15 protein-coding genes are annotated in these 20,139 nt (G+C 46.3%); 2 read left to right on the forward strand and 13 right to left on the reverse strand.

The features are described 5' to 3' along the window. Positions 1-119 precede the first annotated feature (119 nt). The 6 genes from ppiD to tig form a co-directional block, all read right to left on the reverse strand. Positions 120-1,979, reverse strand: a complete 1,860-nt coding sequence (ppiD, locus tag HCZ42_RS04165) for a peptidylprolyl isomerase (RefSeq protein WP_167419495.1) — start codon at positions 1,977-1,979, stop codon at positions 120-122. A gap of 174 nt (positions 1,980-2,153) precedes the next feature. Then, entirely contained in the window at positions 2,154-2,426 is a 273-nt protein-coding gene (locus HCZ42_RS04170) for an HU family DNA-binding protein (protein ID WP_053408210.1), read from the reverse strand. A gap of 189 nt (positions 2,427-2,615) precedes the next feature. Then, positions 2,616-4,970 carry an endopeptidase La gene (gene lon, locus HCZ42_RS04175; protein ID WP_167419496.1) on the reverse strand — a complete coding sequence of 785 codons (2,355 nt, stop codon included), beginning with the start codon at positions 4,968-4,970 and terminating at the stop codon, positions 2,616-2,618. Positions 4,971-5,099: 129 nt separating this feature from the next. Continuing rightward, on the reverse strand, positions 5,100-6,383 hold the full coding sequence (clpX, locus tag HCZ42_RS04180; protein WP_167419497.1) for an ATP-dependent protease ATP-binding subunit ClpX: 1,284 nt from the start codon (positions 6,381-6,383) through the stop codon (positions 5,100-5,102). Positions 6,384-6,454: 71 nt separating this feature from the next. Beyond that, positions 6,455-7,081: an ATP-dependent Clp endopeptidase proteolytic subunit ClpP gene (gene clpP / locus HCZ42_RS04185; protein WP_053408213.1), complete on the reverse strand. Its 627-nt coding sequence runs from the start codon at positions 7,079-7,081 to the stop codon at positions 6,455-6,457. 105 nt (positions 7,082-7,186) lie between these two features. Then, positions 7,187-8,491, reverse strand: a complete 1,305-nt coding sequence (gene tig, locus HCZ42_RS04190; protein ID WP_053408214.1) for a trigger factor — start codon at positions 8,489-8,491, stop codon at positions 7,187-7,189. Positions 8,492-8,990: 499 nt separating this feature from the next. Here tig and HCZ42_RS04195 point away from each other — a divergent pair, with 499 nt between their 5' ends. Together HCZ42_RS04195 and HCZ42_RS04200 are read left to right on the forward strand one after the other, a co-directional pair. Then, positions 8,991-10,799 (forward strand): sensor histidine kinase, encoded by a 1,809-nt coding sequence (locus HCZ42_RS04195; RefSeq protein ID WP_167419498.1) that lies wholly within the window; start codon positions 8,991-8,993, stop codon positions 10,797-10,799. Then, entirely contained in the window at positions 10,799-12,142 is a 1,344-nt protein-coding gene (locus HCZ42_RS04200) for a sigma-54-dependent transcriptional regulator (RefSeq protein ID WP_167419499.1), read from the forward strand. Before HCZ42_RS04195 ends, HCZ42_RS04200 begins: the two co-directional genes overlap by 1 nt. A gap of 293 nt (positions 12,143-12,435) precedes the next feature. Here HCZ42_RS04200 and HCZ42_RS04205 read toward each other — a convergent pair whose 3' ends face one another. From HCZ42_RS04205 to HCZ42_RS04235, 7 genes are all read right to left on the reverse strand, one after another. Then, positions 12,436-13,797 carry a TRAP transporter large permease gene (locus tag HCZ42_RS04205; RefSeq protein ID WP_167419500.1) on the reverse strand — a complete coding sequence of 454 codons (1,362 nt, stop codon included), beginning with the start codon at positions 13,795-13,797 and terminating at the stop codon, positions 12,436-12,438. Between the two features lie 3 nt (positions 13,798-13,800). Further along, a complete protein-coding gene (locus HCZ42_RS04210; protein ID WP_167419501.1) occupies positions 13,801-14,490 on the reverse strand; it encodes a TRAP transporter small permease in 690 nt (229 codons plus the stop codon). A gap of 77 nt (positions 14,491-14,567) precedes the next feature. Beyond that, complete coding sequence (locus HCZ42_RS04215; RefSeq protein WP_167419502.1) at positions 14,568-15,566, reverse strand: TRAP transporter substrate-binding protein; 999 nt, start codon at positions 15,564-15,566, stop codon at positions 14,568-14,570. A gap of 325 nt (positions 15,567-15,891) precedes the next feature. Next, positions 15,892-17,007 carry an ABC transporter ATP-binding protein gene (locus HCZ42_RS04220; protein ID WP_167419503.1) on the reverse strand — a complete coding sequence of 372 codons (1,116 nt, stop codon included), beginning with the start codon at positions 17,005-17,007 and terminating at the stop codon, positions 15,892-15,894. 5 nt (positions 17,008-17,012) lie between these two features. Then, the gene (locus HCZ42_RS04225; RefSeq protein ID WP_167419504.1) at positions 17,013-17,870 is read right to left on the reverse strand and encodes a carbohydrate ABC transporter permease; all 858 of its coding nucleotides are present in this window, start codon (positions 17,868-17,870) and stop codon (positions 17,013-17,015) included. Beyond that, positions 17,867-18,790, reverse strand: coding sequence for a carbohydrate ABC transporter permease (locus HCZ42_RS04230; protein WP_167419505.1), 924 nt, complete (start codon positions 18,788-18,790; stop codon positions 17,867-17,869). The genes HCZ42_RS04225 and HCZ42_RS04230 overlap by 4 nt, the downstream gene beginning before the upstream one ends. Before the next feature lie 85 nt (positions 18,791-18,875). Beyond that, a complete protein-coding gene (locus HCZ42_RS04235) occupies positions 18,876-20,123 on the reverse strand; it encodes an ABC transporter substrate-binding protein (RefSeq protein ID WP_167419506.1) in 1,248 nt (415 codons plus the stop codon). Positions 20,124-20,139 lie beyond the last annotated feature (16 nt).

Genomic DNA, 20,139 nt, shown 5'->3' on the forward strand with positions numbered 1-20,139 from the left:
CAATATACTTTTGTCAGAATAACGGCCTATTGAAATGAGAAAACTAGCATGATGACAAAGCAAAACGGACTGCAAATGCAGTCCGTTTTTATCGATATATCAGTTACATCAAAATGTGTTTACTGATTCACAACGTAATACTCGATATCAATCGTCTTACGCAGAATGCTAATTAAACCTGACAGGTCTTGCTGAGCATTCATTTGAACAAGCTGGCTTCCAATCTGCTCGCTGAATTGTGGCTCGAGCTTTTCGCTCACTTTATCCAATTCAACGATAACGATGTTGCCTTCCAAGTCTTTAGTTTGCGCGTACTCGACAGCATCAGCTTGAGGCTTTGGCATTGAGAATACGGTTTCTGCTAGCGGAGAGCTGCGGTCAATCGACTGGCTTTCACCAAAGGCTAGATCGTGCTCTTCAAGCAAAGAAGTGTCACCTGCTTTAAGGCCAACAAGCAGTTTATCTGCAAGCTCGATGGCTGTTTGCTCACCTTTCACTTTAGACAGTGAAGCCACTACGTCTTCACGTACATCTGCAAGTGGTAGCAAAGTTTCATCGCGGCTGTCTTCGACACGGACAACAATCACGTGTTCAGGAGCTACTTCGATGACTTCTGAGTTCAAACCGTCTTCTTTCACTTCCGGGCTTAAAATCGCTTGGATAATCGCTGGCGAGTTTAATAGCTCAGGCGCGTCAACTTGAGAGATAAAATCTGTTGTCTGGATTTTCGCATTGATTGCTTTCGCTGCGTCATCCAATGAATCAGGGTATTCAAATGCAACTTTTTCTAGCTCAGTTTGCAGCTCGTAGAACTGATCAACCGCTTGTTGGTCACGCAATTCTGATTTGATTGATGCCGCAACTTCTTCATAAGGCTGAACAACTGGCGGCTTCACTTCATCAAGCTTAATGATGTGGTAACCAAAGTCTGACTTAACCAGACCTGTTACATCACCAACGTTAACAAGCGCAAATGCAGCCTCTTCGAATGCAGGGTCCATCACATCACGTTCGATCCAACCTAATGAACCGCCTTCAGATGCGCTACCAAAGTCATCCGACTTCTCTTCAGCTAACTTAGCGAAGTCAGCACCTGCGTTCAGTTCATCTAAGATGCTTTGCGCTTTCGCTTCATCGTCACCTTCGATAAGGATGTGACTAACACGACGTTGCGCTTGAGACGAGTACTTATCCAAATGTTCTTGGTAGTATTGCTTCGCTTGTTCATCAGAAACGTTGACTGCTTCTTTCAACTGCTGCGCAGATAACTCGATGTAAGCGACTTTTACTTGCTCAGGGCGCGTGTAACGCTCAGCATGGTCTTTGTAGTAACCATTGATGTCTTCTTCTGACAGCTCAACGTTCTTCGCAAAATCAGCGAGTGGTAGAACCACTGTTTTGATATCACGAGTTTGAGTCAGCAGCTTAGATTGAGTTTCTACTTCACCTGGAAGCGAGAAATCACTCGCTTGGATGGCCGTCAGTAGTTGGTTGCGAACCAAATCACGACGTAGGTACTCAGCAAAGCTCTCAGGGTTGAAGCCTGCACGACGCAACGACGCTTGGTAAATTTCTTGGTCGAATTTGCCGTCAACTTGGAATTGAGGCATTTCCAAAATCATTGTACGTACTTGGCTGTCACTAACACGTAGGCCTAAAGACTCTGCGTGCTGCTCAAGCAATACGTCGTTAACCATGCGATCCAGTACCGACTTACGGAACGTTTCTACGTAGCTTGGATCTGCTAATAGGTTTGAGAAATAGTCACCTAGCTGTGCTTGCATGCGGTTGCGCTCATTTTGATACGCTTGCTCAAACTCACCACGGCCGATTTCAACATTGCCAACTTTTGCTGCTGTGTTACCTGTACCACCAATAATGTAGCTACCAACACCAGCAAATACGAATGATAGGATGATAAGTCCTAGGATAATTTTTACCGCGATGCTGTTAACGCCTTCGCGTAATCGATCCATCATACTTAAACTACTCTCCGCTCACATACCAAACCAGTCTAAGTGTACTGACCTGAAAATGCTTAATACTAAAACAAAAAATGAATAGCGCGATAATATCAGAAAAAGAAATGCGCATCAGTATGATGCGCATAATTTAAAAAGGTTCTAAAAAAATCGTTGAGTGTGTCGATTTAATTAGTTGCAAGCGTCTTTAAGAGCTTTACCCGCTTTGAAAGATGGTACTTTCGCTTCAGCGATTTGGATTTCTTCACCAGTCTTAGGGTTACGACCAGTACGTGCCGCACGAGTGCGAACGCTAAATGTACCAAAACCAACTAGAGCAACTTGGTCGCCCGACTGTAGAGTGTCACCCACTGCTTCGATGAATGCGTCAAGAGCACGACCCGCTGATGCTTTAGATAGTTCTGCGTTTTCTGCGATTTTTTCTACTAATTGTGTTTTATTCACTGTGATTCCCCTTTGTGCCGCCTGTTGTTGTTATTACGGCAGTTTATCGTTCCATTTCATTTCAAATTAGCGACAATCCCTTACACAACAAGGGCTGAAGCTATAGTCGCTAACGTTAGCCTCCAAAAAAAACGCTGACAAGCCTTTTTGGGCTTATCAGCGTAATCTTTTACTTATTTTTGCTGCACATCACTCTTTTGTAGTAGCAATTGAGACACCTGTAGGGTCTTGTTCAAGCGCAACTTTTAGTACTTCGTCGATCCATTGCACCGGAATTACCTTAAGATCAGCGATAACATTGTCTGGAATTTCTTCCAAATCACGCTCGTTATCTTTCGGGATAAGTACGGTTTTTATGCCGCCACGATGCGCTGCCAACAGCTTCTCTTTCAGACCACCAATCGGTAAAACTTCCCCGCGAAGCGTAATCTCACCTGTCATAGCAACTTCTGCTTTTACTGGGTTACCCGTTAAGCTAGAAACCAGTGCCGTACACATTGCGATACCAGCACTTGGACCATCTTTTGGTGTTGCACCTTCTGGCACGTGAACGTGAATATCACGTTTTTCGTAGAAGTCAGCGTTGATGCCAAGTTTTTCAGCGCGAGAACGTACAACCGTCATCGCGGCTTGAATCGACTCTTGCATCACATCGCCTAGCGAGCCTGTTTGGGTTAGCTTGCCTTTACCCGGCATTGACTGCGTCTCGATAGTCAGCAAGTCACCACCGACTTCAGTCCAAGCTAGACCTGTCACTTGACCGATACGGTTGCTTTCATCCGCTTTACCGTAGTCAAAACGCTGAACACCTAAGTACTCTTTTAGGTTGTCGATGTTCACTTTGACCGTCTTCAAGCTCTTGTCCAATAAGATGTTTTTCACAGCCTTACGACAAACTTTCGAGATTTCACGCTCTAGGTTACGTACGCCCGCTTCGCGCGTGTAGTAACGGATAATACCGATAATCGCAGAGTCATCGATTTCAATTTCGCCGTCTTTCAAACCGTTACGTTTGATTTGCTTGTCCACTAAGTGACGTTTAGCGATGTTGAGTTTTTCATCTTCGGTATAACCGGATAGACGAATCACTTCCATACGGTCAAGTAATGGACCTGGGATGTTCATTGAGTTTGACGTTGCAACAAACATGACGTCAGACAGATCGTAGTCGACCTCTAAATAATGGTCGTTAAACGAGCTGTTCTGCTCTGGGTCGAGCACTTCAAGTAGTGCTGAAGACGGGTCACCACGCATATCAGATGACATCTTGTCGATTTCATCCAATAGGAACAACGGGTTCTTCACGCCAACTTTTGACATTTTTTGGATCAACTTACCCGGCATAGAACCGATGTAAGTACGACGGTGACCGCGGATTTCCGCTTCGTCACGTACGCCACCCAATGCCATACGAGTGTATTTACGACCAGTCGCTGCCGCAATTGAGCGACCTAGCGAGGTTTTACCTACACCCGGAGGACCAACAAGACAAAGGATCGGACCTTTCAACTTATTGATGCGGTTTTGAACTGCCAAATACTCAAGAATACGTTCTTTCACACGTTCTAGACCATAGTGGTCTTCGTTTAGAATCTCTTCGGCTTTGGCGAGATCTTTCTTCACTTTAGAACGCTTGTTCCAAGGCACACCCACCATCCAGTCGATGTAGCCACGAACTACCGTCGCTTCTGCCGACATTGGCGACATCATTTTCAGCTTTTGTAGTTCTTGTTCGGTTTTCTCGCGCGCTTCTTTAGGCATCTTGGAGTCGATGATTTTCTGCTTCAGAGTCTCAAACTCATCAACACCGTCTTCTGTTTCACCAAGCTCTTTCTGAATCGCTTTCATTTGCTCATTCAGGTAGTACTCGCGCTGAGATTTTTCCATCTGCTTTTTAACACGAGTGCGAATGCGCTTCTCAACTTGCAGCAAGTCGATCTCCGACTCCATCTGACCCATTAAGAATTCAAGACGCTCGGTCACATCCAAAGACTCAAGAACCGTTTGCTTATCAGCTAGCTTGAGTGGCATATGTGCCGCGATAGTGTCAGCAAGACGCGCCGCTTCTTCGATTCCGTTCAATGACGTCAGCACTTCAGGCGGAATCTTTTTGTTTAGCTTAATGAAGCCTTCGAACTGGTTAATCGCACTGCGGACGATCACTTCTTCTTCACGTTCATCAAGCTGTTCGGTAATCAGGTACTCAGCGTCCGCAACGAAGAACTCATCGTCTGTCAGCTGATTAATTTTTGCACGCTGTTGACCTTCGACCAATACTTTCACCGTACCATCCGGTAGCTTAAGTAGCTGCAGAATTGTCGCTACTGTACCGACTTCAAAAAGATCGTCTTTCGATGGTTCGTCAGTTTCGGCTTCTTTTTGGGCAACAAGGAGTACTTGCTTGTTGTGATCCATCGCCGCTTCAAGGCAAGCGATTGATTTTTCACGTCCAACAAACAATGGAATTACCATGTGCGGGTAAACGACTACATCTCTCAGAGGTAGTACGGGGATCTCGATACGTTCGGAACGTTCCAAGTTCATATTCATCTCTCTTCCGCTTAGTCTTATGAGCAGTATATGGGGGCTAATTGCTTGGATTCAATGAAAGAATAAAAAAAAGGAGGTAATTGATTACCTCCTTTATTGATTTAACAGTTTATGTGAATCTGATTAAGATTCTGCGCCTGCTGCTTGATTATCTGCGTTGCTGTAAATCAGCAATGGATCAGACTCACCATTAATCACTGACTCATCAATCACAACTTTACTGACGTCGTCCATTGAAGGCAGTTCATACATAGTTTCAAGTAGCACACTCTCTAGAATTGAACGTAGACCACGAGCACCTGTTTTACGTTCCATCGCTTTCTTCGCGATAGCGCGTAGTGCATCTTCACGGAACTCAAGCTCTGAGTTTTCTAACTCAAATAGCGCTGCGTACTGTTTGGTCAACGCGTTCTTAGGTTCACACAAGATTTGGATCAGTGCTTCTTCGTCCAATTCTGTCAGCGTGGTGGTTACTGGTAGACGACCGATAAACTCAGGGATCAGGCCGTATTTAACCAAATCTTCTGGCTCTACCTGCATAAACAGTTCACCAACGGTCTTAGTTTCGTCTTTAGAGCGCACTTCTGCACCAAAGCCAATACCTGTACCCGTCGCCACACGCTGTTCAATCACTTTATCTAGGCCAGCAAACGCACCACCGCAGATAAACAGAATCTTAGATGTGTCTACTTGCAGGAACTCTTGCTGAGGATGCTTACGACCACCTTGTGGCGGAACTGAAGCAACCGTACCTTCGATAAGTTTTAATAGCGCTTGCTGTACACCTTCACCCGACACATCTCGTGTGATTGAAGGGTTTTCAGCCTTACGTGAAATCTTGTCGATTTCATCAATGTACACAATACCACGTTCTGCTTTCGCTACGTCGTAGTCACATTTCTGCAGAAGTTTTTGGATGATGTTTTCTACATCCTCACCCACGTAACCTGCTTCGGTCAACGTGGTCGCATCTGCCATCGTGAATGGTACATCTAGGAAACGAGCCAGTGTTTCAGCCAATAGCGTTTTACCACTACCCGTAGGACCGATGAGAAGGATGTTACTTTTACCAAGTTCAACACCTTCGCTCGTCGTGTCTCCATTACGTAAACGCTTGTAGTGGTTATAAACGGCTACTGCTAGCACTTTCTTAGCGTAATCTTGACCAATCACATAGTCATCTAGATGCTCTCGAATCGCTTTTGGCGTCGGTAGTGCCTCAGATTGTTTCTTAGGCAGAACATCTTTAATTTCTTCACGAATAATGTCGTTACACAGGTCGACACATTCGTCACAAATATAGACGGATGGACCGGCGATCAGCTTGCGAACTTCGTGCTGGCTTTTGCCGCAGAAAGAGCAGTAAAGAAGCTTACTACTACCGCTCTCTTTGCTTTTGTCTGTCATTCGCTAACCTCTTAGCCTTTACTCAATATGATTTGAGTGTATATCAATTTAAGCCGAATTGCGCGAAACAATTATTGGCCGCGGTGAGTTAATACCGCATCTACCAAACCGTATTCTACAGCTTGTTCAGCTGCCATAAAGTTGTCACGGTCGGTATCTCGCTCGATAACTTCAAGCGGTTGGCCTGTGTGTTCTGCAAGCAGCTTATTCAGTTTCTGTTTGATAGTCAGGATCTCTTGTGCGTGGATCTGAATATCAGACGCTTGGCCTTGGAAACCACCTAGCGGCTGGTGAATCATTACGCGAGAGTTTGGCAACACGTAACGTTTACCCGGAGCACCACCAGCAAGTAGGAATGCGCCCATTGAACACGCTTGACCCATACACACAGTGCTAACGTTTGGTTTGATGAACTGCATGGTGTCGTAGATTGACATACCTGCAGTAACGCTACCACCTGGCGAGTTGATGTATAGGAAGATATCTTTGTCTGGATTTTCTGATTCCAAGAAAAGCAGCTGAGCCACGACAAGGTTTGCCATGTGGTCTTCAACTTGACCGGTCAAGAAAATCACTCGTTCTTTTAGAAGACGAGAGTAGATATCGTAAGAACGTTCACCGCGGGAAGTTTGTTCAACCACCATTGGTACTAGCGCGTCTAAAATTGGCGACATTGCATTTTTTTCTTGGTAGCTCATATTCTTATGTCCCTAAAATAAATGGCCCGGATGATGATAATCATACGGACCATTGTTAGCAGAATAGTTAACGTTAAGTCAACCTTCTACGCGCGAACTTGCTTATTAAGCAGCAGGTTGCTGGTTCATTAGCTCGTTGAAGCTAACTGCTTTTTCAGTAACCTGAGCTTTAGCGATGATTGCGTCGATTGCTTGCTCTTCTAGAGCAACGTTACGCATGTTGTTCATCATTTGCTCGTTCTGCTCGTAGTAAGCAATAACTTCAGATGGATCTTCGTATGCTGTCGCCATTTCTTCGATCAGTGCTTTCACTTTCTCGTCATCAGCTTTTAGCTCTTCAGACTTGATTACTTCACCAAGTAGAAGACCAACAACTACGCGACGCTTAGCTTGCTCTTCGAACAATTCACGTGGAAGTTGTGCAGCTGCTTCTGGGTTACCACCGAAGCGTTGTGCAGCTTGCTGACGTAGAGTACCAATTTCTTGGTCAATAAGTGCAGCTGGTACGTCGATTTCGTTTTCTTTAACTAGACCTTCAAGAGCTTGCTCTTTGATACGGTTCTTGATTGCTTGCTTAAGTTCGCGTTCCATGTTCTTACGAACTTCAGCTTTAAGTGCATCGATACCGCCTTCAGTCACACCGAACTTAGCAACGAACTCGTCGTTTAGTTCTGGAAGCTCACGAGCTTCAACTTTGTTTACTTTGATAGCGAATTTCGCAGCTTTACCTTTTAGGTTCTCTGCGTGGTAATCTTCTGGGAAAGTCACGTCGATGTCGAATTCCATACCAGCAGTCTTACCTGCGATACCGTCTTCGAAACCAGGGATCATGCGACCAGCGCCCATTTCTAGAGGGAAGCCTTCGGCTTTACCGCCTTCGAACTCTTCGCCGTCGATAGAACCAACGAAGTCGATGTTTACACGCTTGCCTTCTTCAGCTGCTTCTTCAACTTCAGCCCAAGTTGCTTGTTGCTTACGTAGAGTTTCGATCATCTCTTCAACGTCTGCATCGTTAACTTCAGTTGCTGGTTTTTCAACAGTGATGTTTTCTAGGCCTTTCAGTTCTACTTCTGGGTATACTTCGAAAGTTGCAGTGAAAACTAGATCTTCACCTTCTTTGCTTTCAACTGGAGCGAAAGTTGGCGCGCCTGCTGGGTTGATTTTTTCTTTAACGATCGCTTCGATGAAGTGACGTTGCATTACTTCGCCCATCACGTCTTGACGTACTGCTTTGCCGTACATCTGTGCAACCATTTTTAGAGGCACTTTGCCTTTACGGAAACCATCGAAACGACGGTTCTTAGCGATGTTGCGTAGTTCAGCTGTTACAGCATCTTCGATGTTTGCAGCAGGAACAGTAATGTTAAGACGGCGCTCTAGGCCCTCTAGCGTTTCAACAGTAACTTGCATTATTCATTAACCTCAAAACTGGCTCAGTCTCACTGAGCTTATGTGCCCTTGCGCTAAGCGAGGACCCATCCTTGTTTGTACTCTGTGAGTACTCTTTGTAAATCGAGTATCGGAAATCGAACAAATCGATTACCGGACTAATTAGCGATATCTTCACGAACAGTATTCGTTAAAGGTATCTCCGATTAGTCTCAAGATAAAAATTAGACGCAGCATTCTACCGACCTAGTCGATAGCTGTCGAGCCAATCCCTAGAATACCGACGGCATTCTCCTAAAAACTCATTTAATTGCTAAAAAAAACAACAATACAGCGGATATTGCTATCAGAAATGGGGACATTAAAGGCTTTTTCAAGAGAAACTAGACTTTTTTTCGAATTAAAGAACAAAACTAGATCTAAGTCCGGTTTTATTCCTCATTTTTGTTACACCAGCAAACACTCTTTTAACAAAAAACATTACTCTAAGCGAGTGTTGTAGTGCCAAACAGGGAATGTCATGTCACCATTTCGCAGAGCCAATCTCTACCTACTGCTTTTTTACTTGTTGTGTCTTATTCTTGGTGCTCAATCTGTCTGGAATTATCACTACCAATCGCTGCTCGATGAACATCAAGCTCAACTCGATCGTTTCGCCAGCAACGTTTCTTCCAAGCTGGATAAGTACGCGCACCTCCCGCAGTTGCTTGCCAAAGACGCCGAATTGATTGCGGCACTTAAACTCCCGGACAACCCCGCACAAATCAACTTGACCAACCGCTACCTTGAAAACGTCAACACGATTATCCAAGCGGCAGATACCTATTTACTCGACCGTTGGGGCAATACCATTTCCGCCAGCAACTGGAACCTGCAGCGCTCATTCGTGGGGATCAACTTTGCTTGGCGCCCTTATTTTTCAGATGCGATTGCGGGCAATGCGAGCCAATACTTCGCACTGGGTTCAACCTCAGGACAACGCGGCTATTACTACTCCTACCCAGTAGTGTATGCAGCGGAAATCATCGGCGTCATCGTGGTGAAAATGGATCTCAGCGCGATTGAAAGTAATTGGAAGAGTAAACAAAACACTTTTGTCGCCACCGACGAGAATAATATCGTGTTCATGTCGAGTAATCCGAGTTGGCTGTTTAAGAGTTTGACACCACTACCCGCTAAGCAACGCGAAGCGATTATAGCCAGCCGCCAATATTTGGATACCGAGATAGAATCACTTGGCTTAGTGGGATCACTTGACGACGTGAACAACGAGTTACGCAACCCTAAAATCGGCTGGATTCAGGGCGATTACATCGTATCTAGTCGCCAACTGGCAAACCTAGATCTGACGATTCGCGTATTGACTGAAAAAGTCACGCTATTCTGGCTGACGGTCAGCTTTGCCATGGTGATGACGCTGGTATTTGTGATTGTTTTTTTGACCTTACAACTCACCTACCAAAGACAGCTCAAAAAGCGCCAGTTCGAACAACTTCAGTCTGAAGCGAAACAAAAGCTCGAGTTTCTTGTGATGGAGCGAACGTCTGAGTTGCACGCCGAAGTACTTGAACGTACGCGCACTGAGCAAGCGCTGCGACACACTCAAGATGAATTGATTCAGGCAGCGAAGCTGGCGGTATTGGGCCAAATGTCCGCCAGTATCAGCCACGAGCTCAACAATCCACTGGCAGCAATCCGAAGCTTTGCCGATAACGGCCGTCGTTTTCTTGCAAAAGAGAAATACGACCGAGTCGATGACAACTTAGAACGAATCTCAAACCTGACAGACCGTATGGCCACCATTAGCAACCAGCTAAAAGCGTTTACACGCAAATCTGACAGCAGCGATGTTAACGTGCTCGATCTGGCGCCAATTATCGTCTCCGCCAGAGAGTTGGTGATGCCACAACTCAAAGCGAGCCGGATTGAGTTAATCGCCGATGTTCCTCATCCACTCGGTAAAGTGGAAGTGAATGCGATTCAGGTAGAACAGGTGTTGATTAACTTAATGACGAATGCTGCTCAGGCGGTGGAAGATTTGGAAGAACGAAAGGTGCAGTTGTCGACGCAAAGCTTCGAAGATTCCATCGAGATCTATATTGACGACAATGGTCCAGGTATCGATGCCACCAAGGCAGAGCACCTGTTTGAGCCTTTCTTTACGACTAAGAAAAACGGGCTCGGACTCGGTCTCTCGATCTCACAACAGATTATAGAAACAATGAAAGGCAAGCTGACCGTAGGCCAATCTCCGCTCGGCGGCGCTCGGTTCACGATTTCACTGCCACTCGTTAGCTCAACGGCTAAGCAGAACACTAAGGACAGTTGATGGACGACGTATTTTTTATCGACGATGAAAGTGACATTCGCCTCGCGATCGAACAAAGCTTCGAGTTAGAGGAAATTTCAGCGCAGTTTTTTGCCAGCGCAGAAGATGCCATGTTGGCAATCAAGCAACATGGCATGCCTAAAGTGGTGATTACCGACATTTGCTTACCAGGGTTGTCGGGCGAAAACTTACTCTCAACGGTGCTACAGCAAGATAAAGACGTACCAGTGATTTTGATTACTGGTCACGGTGATATCTCAATGGCAGTCAACGCGCTGAGAAATGGCGCGTATGATTTTATCGAGAAGCCCTTCGCCATCGACCGATTAATCGATACCACCAAACGAGCGTTGGAAAAAAGAGAGCTGACCTTAGAAAACCAAGAGTTAAAACGTAGCCTCAAAGTCAGTCAGGCACTTGGGCCTCGCATCATCGGTGACACACCAGCCATTGGCGCGCTGCGCGATACCATTTTACATATCGCCGACACTGACGCAGACATTCTATTGTTTGGCGAAACGGGCACGGGTAAAGAGCTGTTTGCTCGTTCGATCCACGAGCAAAGTTCTCGCAGAGAAGCGAACTTTGTCGCCATCAACTGTGGTGCCGTACCAGAGAATCTGATTGAAAGTGAATTGTACGGACACGAGAAAGGCTCGTTTACCGGCGCCGACGCCAAACGCATCGGTAAGTTTGAACACGCGCAAGGCGGCACACTATTTTTAGATGAAATCGAATCCATGCCGATGCAAGCGCAAATCCGCTTACTGAGGGTGTTACAAGAACGAGTGATTGAGCGTGTCGGTTCAAATGAACTGATTCCGGTCGATATTCGCGTTATTGCCGCGACAAAAACGGATCTGAAAAAAGCCGCCGAAGAAGGCACATTCCGCGAGGACCTATACTACCGACTTAACGTAGTGACGTTAGACCTGCCACCACTGCGCCAGCGTAAGGAAGATATCCCTGCGCTGTTCCATCACTTTCTCTTAGTGGCGGCTTCTCGCTACGGTAAAGCGGTGAACGCCCTACCCGATGCTGATTTACAAACGTTGATGAGTCACGACTGGCCGGGCAACGTGCGTGAACTGCGTAATAGCGCCGAGCGGTTTGTCTTACTTGGGAACTTGGGCCATCTTAACCCTTCTGCTCGCTCCCAGGTAACGACGCCGCTGGCTGTCCAAGTGGCCGAATTCGAAAAGACGCTCATTGAGCAAGCGCTATCAAGCAATCATGGCCGTATCAATGAAACTCTAGAGTTACTGCAAGTGGCGAGAAAGACTCTGTATGACAAAATGCAAAAATACGGCCTCGACAAAAATAACTACAAAGCTGATGACTAACTAGTACCTTATGATTAATTTCAACGATTTAATTGGGTGTTCTGCAATCTCCGCCAATACTTAGAACGTGAAAGGGCGGAGAAAAGGCGATGGGCGAAAAAACCAAAGTCAGAGTTATCACAGATACCATTCTACTCGACGGCATTTACCAAACGGAGCAACGTTCAGGTAAAGACAGGCGAAGAAGTCATTGTGGGAAATGGCGGTTTTATGAGAGACGACGAGGTTTCGACCCTCGTTTTATTCCGATGAAAAAAATAGATGAGGAGGTCTAGCGACCTCCTCTTTTTTGTTTACTTGGTGATGATCTCTGGCCCCATCAGTGTGGTTGGCAACCAAGTCGATACCCAAGGAACGTAGGTAACAATGATGAGGAATAGGAACATCACTGCCACCCAAGGCAATGCGGCTTTGACCACCTGCATCATCGACATCTTCGCCACACCCGCGGTCACGAAGAGGTTCAATCCGACCGGCGGCGTGATCATGCCTATCTCCATGTTCACCACCATCATTATACCTAGGTGAATCGGGTCGATACCCAGCGCAATCGCAATTGGGAAAACCAGCGGTGCAACGATGATCAACAGACCCGATGGCTCCATGAACTGACCACCAATCAATAGTAATACGTTGACGACAATCAAGAACGTAATCGGACCTAAACCTGCTGAGAGCATCGATTCAGTGATCATTTGCGGGATGCGTTCTTCCGTCAGTACGTGCTTGAGGATTAGCGCGTTGGCAATGATGAACAACAGCATAATAGTTAGCTTGCCCGCTTCAAACAGCGTGTGCTTGGTATCTTTATGGACAAAGGCTTCTAGAACTTTCACTACCGCTGGTTTGGTGTTTTCTTTGTCCGCAAATGGTCCCATATCTTTGTAGATAAAGTTTGCGATTAAGAATGAGTAAACCGCCGCGACCGCTGCCGCCTCTGTAGGGGTAAATACACCACCGTAAATACCACCAAGAATGATGACAACCAACAGTAGACCCCAGCTCGCATCTTTTGCTGAGGCTAGCATTTCACCCCAACCGACAAACGGCTGCTTTGGTAGGTTCTTCACACGCGCTGCAATGTAGATAGCGACCATCAACATTAAGCCAGCCAATAGACCAGGAATAACACCACCAAGGAACATACGCCCAACGGAAACATCAGTCGCCGCGGCGTACACAACCATTACGATTGATGGCGGGATAAGGATACCCAACGTACCTGCGTTACAAATAACCCCGGCGGCAAAGTCTTTTGAGTAACCGTTTTTGATCATACCCGCGATAACGATACTACCGATCGCCACTACGGTCGCTGGCGAAGACCCAGACAGTGCCGCAAACATCATACACGCAACAACCGATGCCATAGCTAGACCGCCGCGGAACCAGCCAACCATCGCAATCGCGAAACGAATAATACGCTTTGCCACACCACCCGTAGACATAAAGCTAGAGGCAAGAATGAAAAATGGAATCGCTAAAAGTGTGTAGTGGCCTTCAAAAGCGTTAAATAGGGTCTGTGCAACCGACGCTAGAGATGCATCTGAGTGCCACATTAAAAATAGAATACTGGATAAACCAAGTGATACAGCAATTGGCACGCCCACGAGCATGAAGCCAATTACCATCACGAATAACAATAAAATATCCATGGGTTAGCTCTCCTTGCTCTTGTCGTTGTCTTGGCTGTTGTGTTTGTTTTGTTTAGGCTCCATTGCGTCACCCGCGTCTTTGAGCTCTTCTTTTAATGCTTCAAGTTCTTCTTCCGCTTCATGACCTGAAATCATTCGGTCCAGCTTGCCTGTCAAAATCTGATACGCGATCTGAGCAAAACGGAACGTTAGCAGCGCCATACCAATCGGCAGTGCCATGTAGGGAATAAAACGAGGGAGCTTCTCGTAACGCTCACCTTCATTGAGCCAATCCGCCATAAACTGCAACATTTCTGGCATTGGAATGTCGTCGGTTTCGTACCAAGCACGCTCGGTTGCAAACGGGTACCAGTAGTTCCATGAACCAATCAGAAGCAAGATTGAAAATGTCAAACAACACGCTACCGCAATCAGGGCGTAGATCTTTCTCAGACCTTCTGGAGCCATGTTGATCACTACGTCGACCCCAATGTGAAAGTGTTTCTTCACACCGTATGACGCACCAACCAGTACCATCCAAGCAAAGAGGAATACGGTTAGCTCAAGAGCCCAAAGAATGTTGTCGTTGAATAGATAACGCATAACGACGTTGACAAAAGTCAGCATCGTCATCGTGCCGAGGAAGAAAGCGATAAGGGTTTCTTCAACCTTGTCGGTAAACTGTCCGACTTTCGCAAAAAATGACTGTTCCATGTGATACATCGCTCGAATCAGGTGAGTTTGGCTCCCGAATTACGGGAGCCGTTTATACCAATCCAGATAGGTATTCGTTATTTTTGGTTTGCCGCTAGTGCCGCGTTGATCAAGTCTGAACCAATGTCTTTTTCAAACTTGTTCCACACCGGCTTAAGCGCAGTCACCCACTCTTGACGCTGCTCTGGTGTAAGTTCACGAACTACACCACCCGCTTCGATCACGTATTGTTTGTTTTGCTTCTCAACACGGTTAGATTCAGCGTTACGAGTTTCAGTCACTTCTTGAAGGATGGTCGCGAATTGGTCACGAACGTCTGCAGGTAGACTGTCCCACCACTTAGTTGAAGTCACGACTAGGTAATCCAAAATACCGTGGTTGGTTTCAGTGATACCGTCCTGTACTTCGAAGAATTTCTTACCGTAGATGTTTGACCAAGTGTTTTCCTGACCGTCGATAACTTTAGTTTGTAGACCGCCGTATACTTCAGCAAACGACATCTTTTGTGGGTTTGCGCCAAGTTGTTCAAACTGAGCAACCAACACGTCAGACGCTTGTACACGGAACTTCAGACCTTTTGCATCTTCAGGAAGAATCAACGGCTTACTCGCTGAAATTTGCTTCATACCGTTGTGCCAGAACTCCAGACCACGGATACCACGACGGTTCATCGCGTTTTTCAGTTTTTCACCCGCGTCTGAACTTTGGAAACGGTCAACCGCATCTACGTCATCAAAAAGGAAAGGAAGGTCAAAAATGCGGAACTTTTTGGTGAATTTCTCAAACTTAGAGAGAGAGGGTGCAGCAAGTTGTACGTCGCCGTTTAACATCGCTTCAAGTACTTTGTCATCATCGTAAAGCGTAGAGTTAGGGAAAACCTGCATACAAGCTTTGCCATTCATCTCTTCATTAACTCGCTTCTCTAGTAAAGAAGCTGCAATCCCTTTCGGGTGTTTGTCTGTGTTTGTTACGTGGCTGAACTTGATGACTGTTTCACCTGGGTCACAGTTCGCAGCAGCGTTAAAACTTGTGACAGCAAGAATAGAAGCAGATAGTAGGGTTAAAGGCTTTAGCATTATCGTTCTCCTTAGTAAATGAACAACCCCATCACTGGGCGTTGATACATTTATAAGGGCAATAACTAAGCCAAGTTTTCATTTATCCATTTAATTCATTAAAATCATTAGGTTATAATTCACTTTAAAATGGATACATTACTAAGCTCACAGAATTTTCTTCAAAATGGGTAGAATCCCACCCATACGTTTTTCGCAAATGGGTGAGTTTACACATATTTAACATTAACGAAGCATAGATAAAACAAATGGCAGCGGTTTCGCTGCCATTTAACTTTATTAGGTAACACTCTCTGGAGAGCCCTGTTTACTGTTTGAAAATACCCTAGTGAAACTCGATACGTTGCTCTGTCGACGCATCGAAAAACACCGCTTTGGAAAGGTCAAAGTGCAGTGGCGCAACCTGACCGACTTTAACGTCAAACTCTGGCGACAAGCGACACGCGACTTCTTGGTCGTTGACCTTAATCATCGCAATCGTATCAGGTCCCGTTGGCTCAAGGACTTCAAGCTGAAGGTCGAGTTTCGTCGTCGCGGCCGAATCTTGGTTTTCACTGTCGGTAATGTGTTCAGGACGTAGGCCAATCACGATCTCTTTACCGTCTTGTTCCCTCATCGAAGCAGGCAACTTAATGTGGTGCTCTTGCGCGTTACTGCCTCTAACTTTGATCACCGGATTTTGCTGCTCATCAAGATCGACCATGGTCTTAATGAAGTTCATCGAGGGCGAGCCCATAAAGCCAGCAACAAACATATTATTTGGCTTGTTGTAGATTTCTTGAGGCGTACCGAGTTGCTGCAATTCGCCGTCTTTCATTACTGCAATGCGATCCGCCAGTGTCATCGCTTCAATCTGATCATGCGTTACGTACACAATCGTCGTGTTCAGTTGCTGGTGAAGGCGCTTGATTTGATGACGCATTTCAACCCGCAACTTGGCATCTAGATTCGAAAGTGGTTCGTCGAACAGATACAGCTTCGGGCGTCTGGCAAGCGCACGTCCCATCGCAACACGCTGGCGCTGACCACCTGACAATTGCGAAGGTTTACGGTCAAGCAGATGGTCAATCTGTAGCATTTCTGCCACACGCTCCACTTCAGCATTGATCGCCTCTTTCGCCATTTTACGAATCTTGAGACCAAATTCGATATTGCCTCGCACCGTCATATTTGGGTACAACGCATAGGACTGAAACACCATCGCAATATCACGATCTTTCGGTTCGACATTCGACACATTATTGCCATCGATAACAATGTCCCCAGAGCTGATATTTTCCAATCCAGCGATGGTATTCATTAGTGTTGATTTACCGCAGCCCGACGGGCCAACCAAGATAAGAAACTCACCAGAATCAATACTGATATCGATGCCTTTTAAAGTCTCTTGTTCCGCTTTTGGATAGGTTTTACGGATTTGTTTAAGTTCGAGTGTTGCCATGATAATTATCCTTTTACCGATCCAGCCGTGAGGCCGCGAACAAAGTATTTTCCTGCTAATACATAAACGAACAGCGTTGGTAGCGCCGCAATGATCGCCGCAGCCATATCGACGTTGTACTCTTTCACGCCAGTACTGGTGTTGACGAGGTTGTTCAACGCCACCGTAATTGGCTGTGTTTCGGAGCCTGAATACACCACACCGAACAAGAAATCGTTCCAAATCGCGGTAAACTGCCAGATGACTGTCACCATGATGATTGGTGTCGAAATGGGTAATAGAATTTTGAAGAAGATGGTAAAGAAGCCCGCACCATCCAACTTAGCGGCTTTGACCAATTCATCCGGAATACTGATGTAGAAGTTACGGAAAAATAGTGTGGTAAACGCCATGCCGTAAATGACATGAACAATGACTAAGCCAGTAGTGGTATTTGCCAAACCTAGCTTGCCCAGCACCGCTGCCATCGGCAATAAGATCACCTGAAACGGGATAAAGCAACCGAACAGCAGTAAGCTGAAAAACAGATTTGAACCACGGAACTGCCATTTGGTCACAACGTAACCATTAAACGCGCCCAATAAAGTTGAGATTGCCACGGCTGGAATCACCATTTGGAACGAGTTCCAGAAATAGCCTTTCACCCCTTCACACTTCACGCCAGTACAAGCGCTGTCCCACGCTTTATGCCAAGCATCAAATACCCACTCGGTCGGTAAACTCATCAAGTTACCCGCTTTGATGTCAGGCAGTGTTTTGAATGAGGTAATCACCATCACAAACAGTGGCATTAAATAAAATAGACAAAAGAACACCAATACCGAATAAAGAAACAGTCGAGAGAAATTCACATTGCGCATCATGATTTTTTCTCCCTAAGCTCTGAGTACAAATAAGGCACGAGGATGGCCAGAATACCTGCCAACATCATCACCGCACTCGCCGCGCCCAAGCCAATTTGGCCACGCGTGAATGAGTGCGCATACATAAATAGCGCCGGCAAATCCGAGGAGTAACCAGGGCCACCAGCCGTCATCGCAGTGACTAAGTCAAAACTCTTAATGGCGATGTGTGACGTGATGATCACTGAACTAAAGAATACTGGGCGTAAGCAAGGCATGATAATGCGCCAGTAGATGGTTGGCAGGCTCGCGCCGTCGATTTGCGCTGCTTTGATAATGGATGAATCGATACCACGTAACCCAGCGAGGAACATCGCCATAACAAAACCTGATGACTGCCAAACCGCGGCAATCACTAAGGTGTATACCGACATTTCTGAGTTCACCAACCAGTCGAATTTGAAGTCAGTAAATCCCCAGTCTTGCACCAGTTTCTCAACACCGAGGCCCGGATTGAGAATCCACTTCCACGCAGTACCCGTGACGATAAACGAGAGCGCCATCGGATAGAGATAAACGGTTCGAATCGCACCTTCTTGGCGTATATTTTGATCGAGTAATATGGCTAAACCTACGCCTAAACCAATGGCGATAAGCATAAACAGCAAGCCGAAGATGCCGAGGTTAGTAATTGAAGTGATCCAACGATCGTTTTCCATCAACTTCTCATATTGAGCAAAGCCAACAAAGTTGAAGCTTGGTAGAAAGCGCGAGTTGGTCAATGACAGTGCCGCCGTCCAGAAAATATAACCGTAAATACATACCACGGTGACCAAGACAGTCGGGGCAAGGACTATTTTCGGTAACCAATGTTGCAGTCTGTCGGCAAAACTGAGTTTCGCGCGCGACTTATTTGGATACCGATTTACAACGTGCTCCATAACGAATCCTTACGTCTTAAAGGAAAGGGCATACAGGCTCCCCACAAGCCCGTACGCCCTTTGGGGTGTGACCAGTCTTGATGGATTAGATCGCCGCTTTCACTGCTTTCGCAAGTTTTTGCGCCGCTTGTTTCGGATCCGCGTTGTCATCGTTAAAGAAGTTGGTGACGACATCAAAGATTGCACCTTGTGCATAGCTCGTTGTAGACAGGCCGTGCGCCATACTCGGTACTAAGTCGCCCGATTTCGCGCTGGCTTTAAAGGTATCCATAGAGTCCAACGCACACTGGTCAAATTTCGCCATATCCATATCAAGACGGACTGGGATTGAGCCTTTGTTTAGGTTGAACACTTCTTGGAACTCTTTGGTTAGAATAGTGCGCGCCAAGTCTTGCTGCGCTTTTTGGTTTTCCGCATCGTTCAGCTCGAAAAACGCGAAACTGTCGATGTTGAAGGTAAATTGCCCCGCAGTACCCGGCGCTGGCGCGCAGATGTAATCTTTACCCGGCATTTTACCCGCAGCGGTAAATTCACCTTTCGCCCAGTCACCCATGATTTGCATGGCTGCTTCACCGTTGATCACCATAGACGTTGCGACGTTCCAATCGCGTCCTGGAGAGTTGGCATCGATGTAGTCACGTAGCTTCTTGAATTTGGTGAACACTTCAACCATCTTGTCACCAGACAATACATCCATGTCTAAATCAACAAACGCTTTGTTGTAGTCTTCACTACCCAATACATCGAGTGCAACCGCTTCGAATACTGTCGCGTCTTGCCATGGTTGACCACCGTGAGCAAGCGGGATAAAACCAGCCGCTTTGATTTTTTCTGCAGCGGCAAAGAACTCATCCATTGTGGTTGGCAACTCAACGCCTGCTTTTTTCAGTACTTCTGGGTTTGCCCAGATCCAGTTTACGCGGTGAACGTTAACTGGCACTGCAACATACTCACCGTTGTACTTCATTACTTTGGTGACCACGGATGGCAGGATGTCGTCCCACTTCTCTTGCTTGGCGGTGCTATCTAGCGAAGTCAGGAAGCCTAAACTGCCCCACTCCTGAATGTCGTGTCCTTTGATTTGTGCCGCTGAAGGAGGGTTACCTGAAACCGCACGCGTTTTCAGTACCGTCATTGCGGATTCACCGCCGCCACCAGCAACCGCGAAATCTTTCCAAGTGTGATTCTGCTGCTCGAGCATCTCTTTTAGTACCGCAGCTGATTTCGCTTCACCGCCGGCAGTCCACCAGTGCAGCACTTCAACTTCGCCCGCGTTAGCAAAATTCGCTGCAGACAAAAGGGAGAGAGTAAGTAGGGTTTTATTTAGTTTCATTATTATCTTCCGTGTA

This window comes from Vibrio hepatarius (assembly GCF_011806575.1).
Lineage (GTDB): Bacteria > Pseudomonadota > Gammaproteobacteria > Enterobacterales > Vibrionaceae > Vibrio > Vibrio hepatarius_A.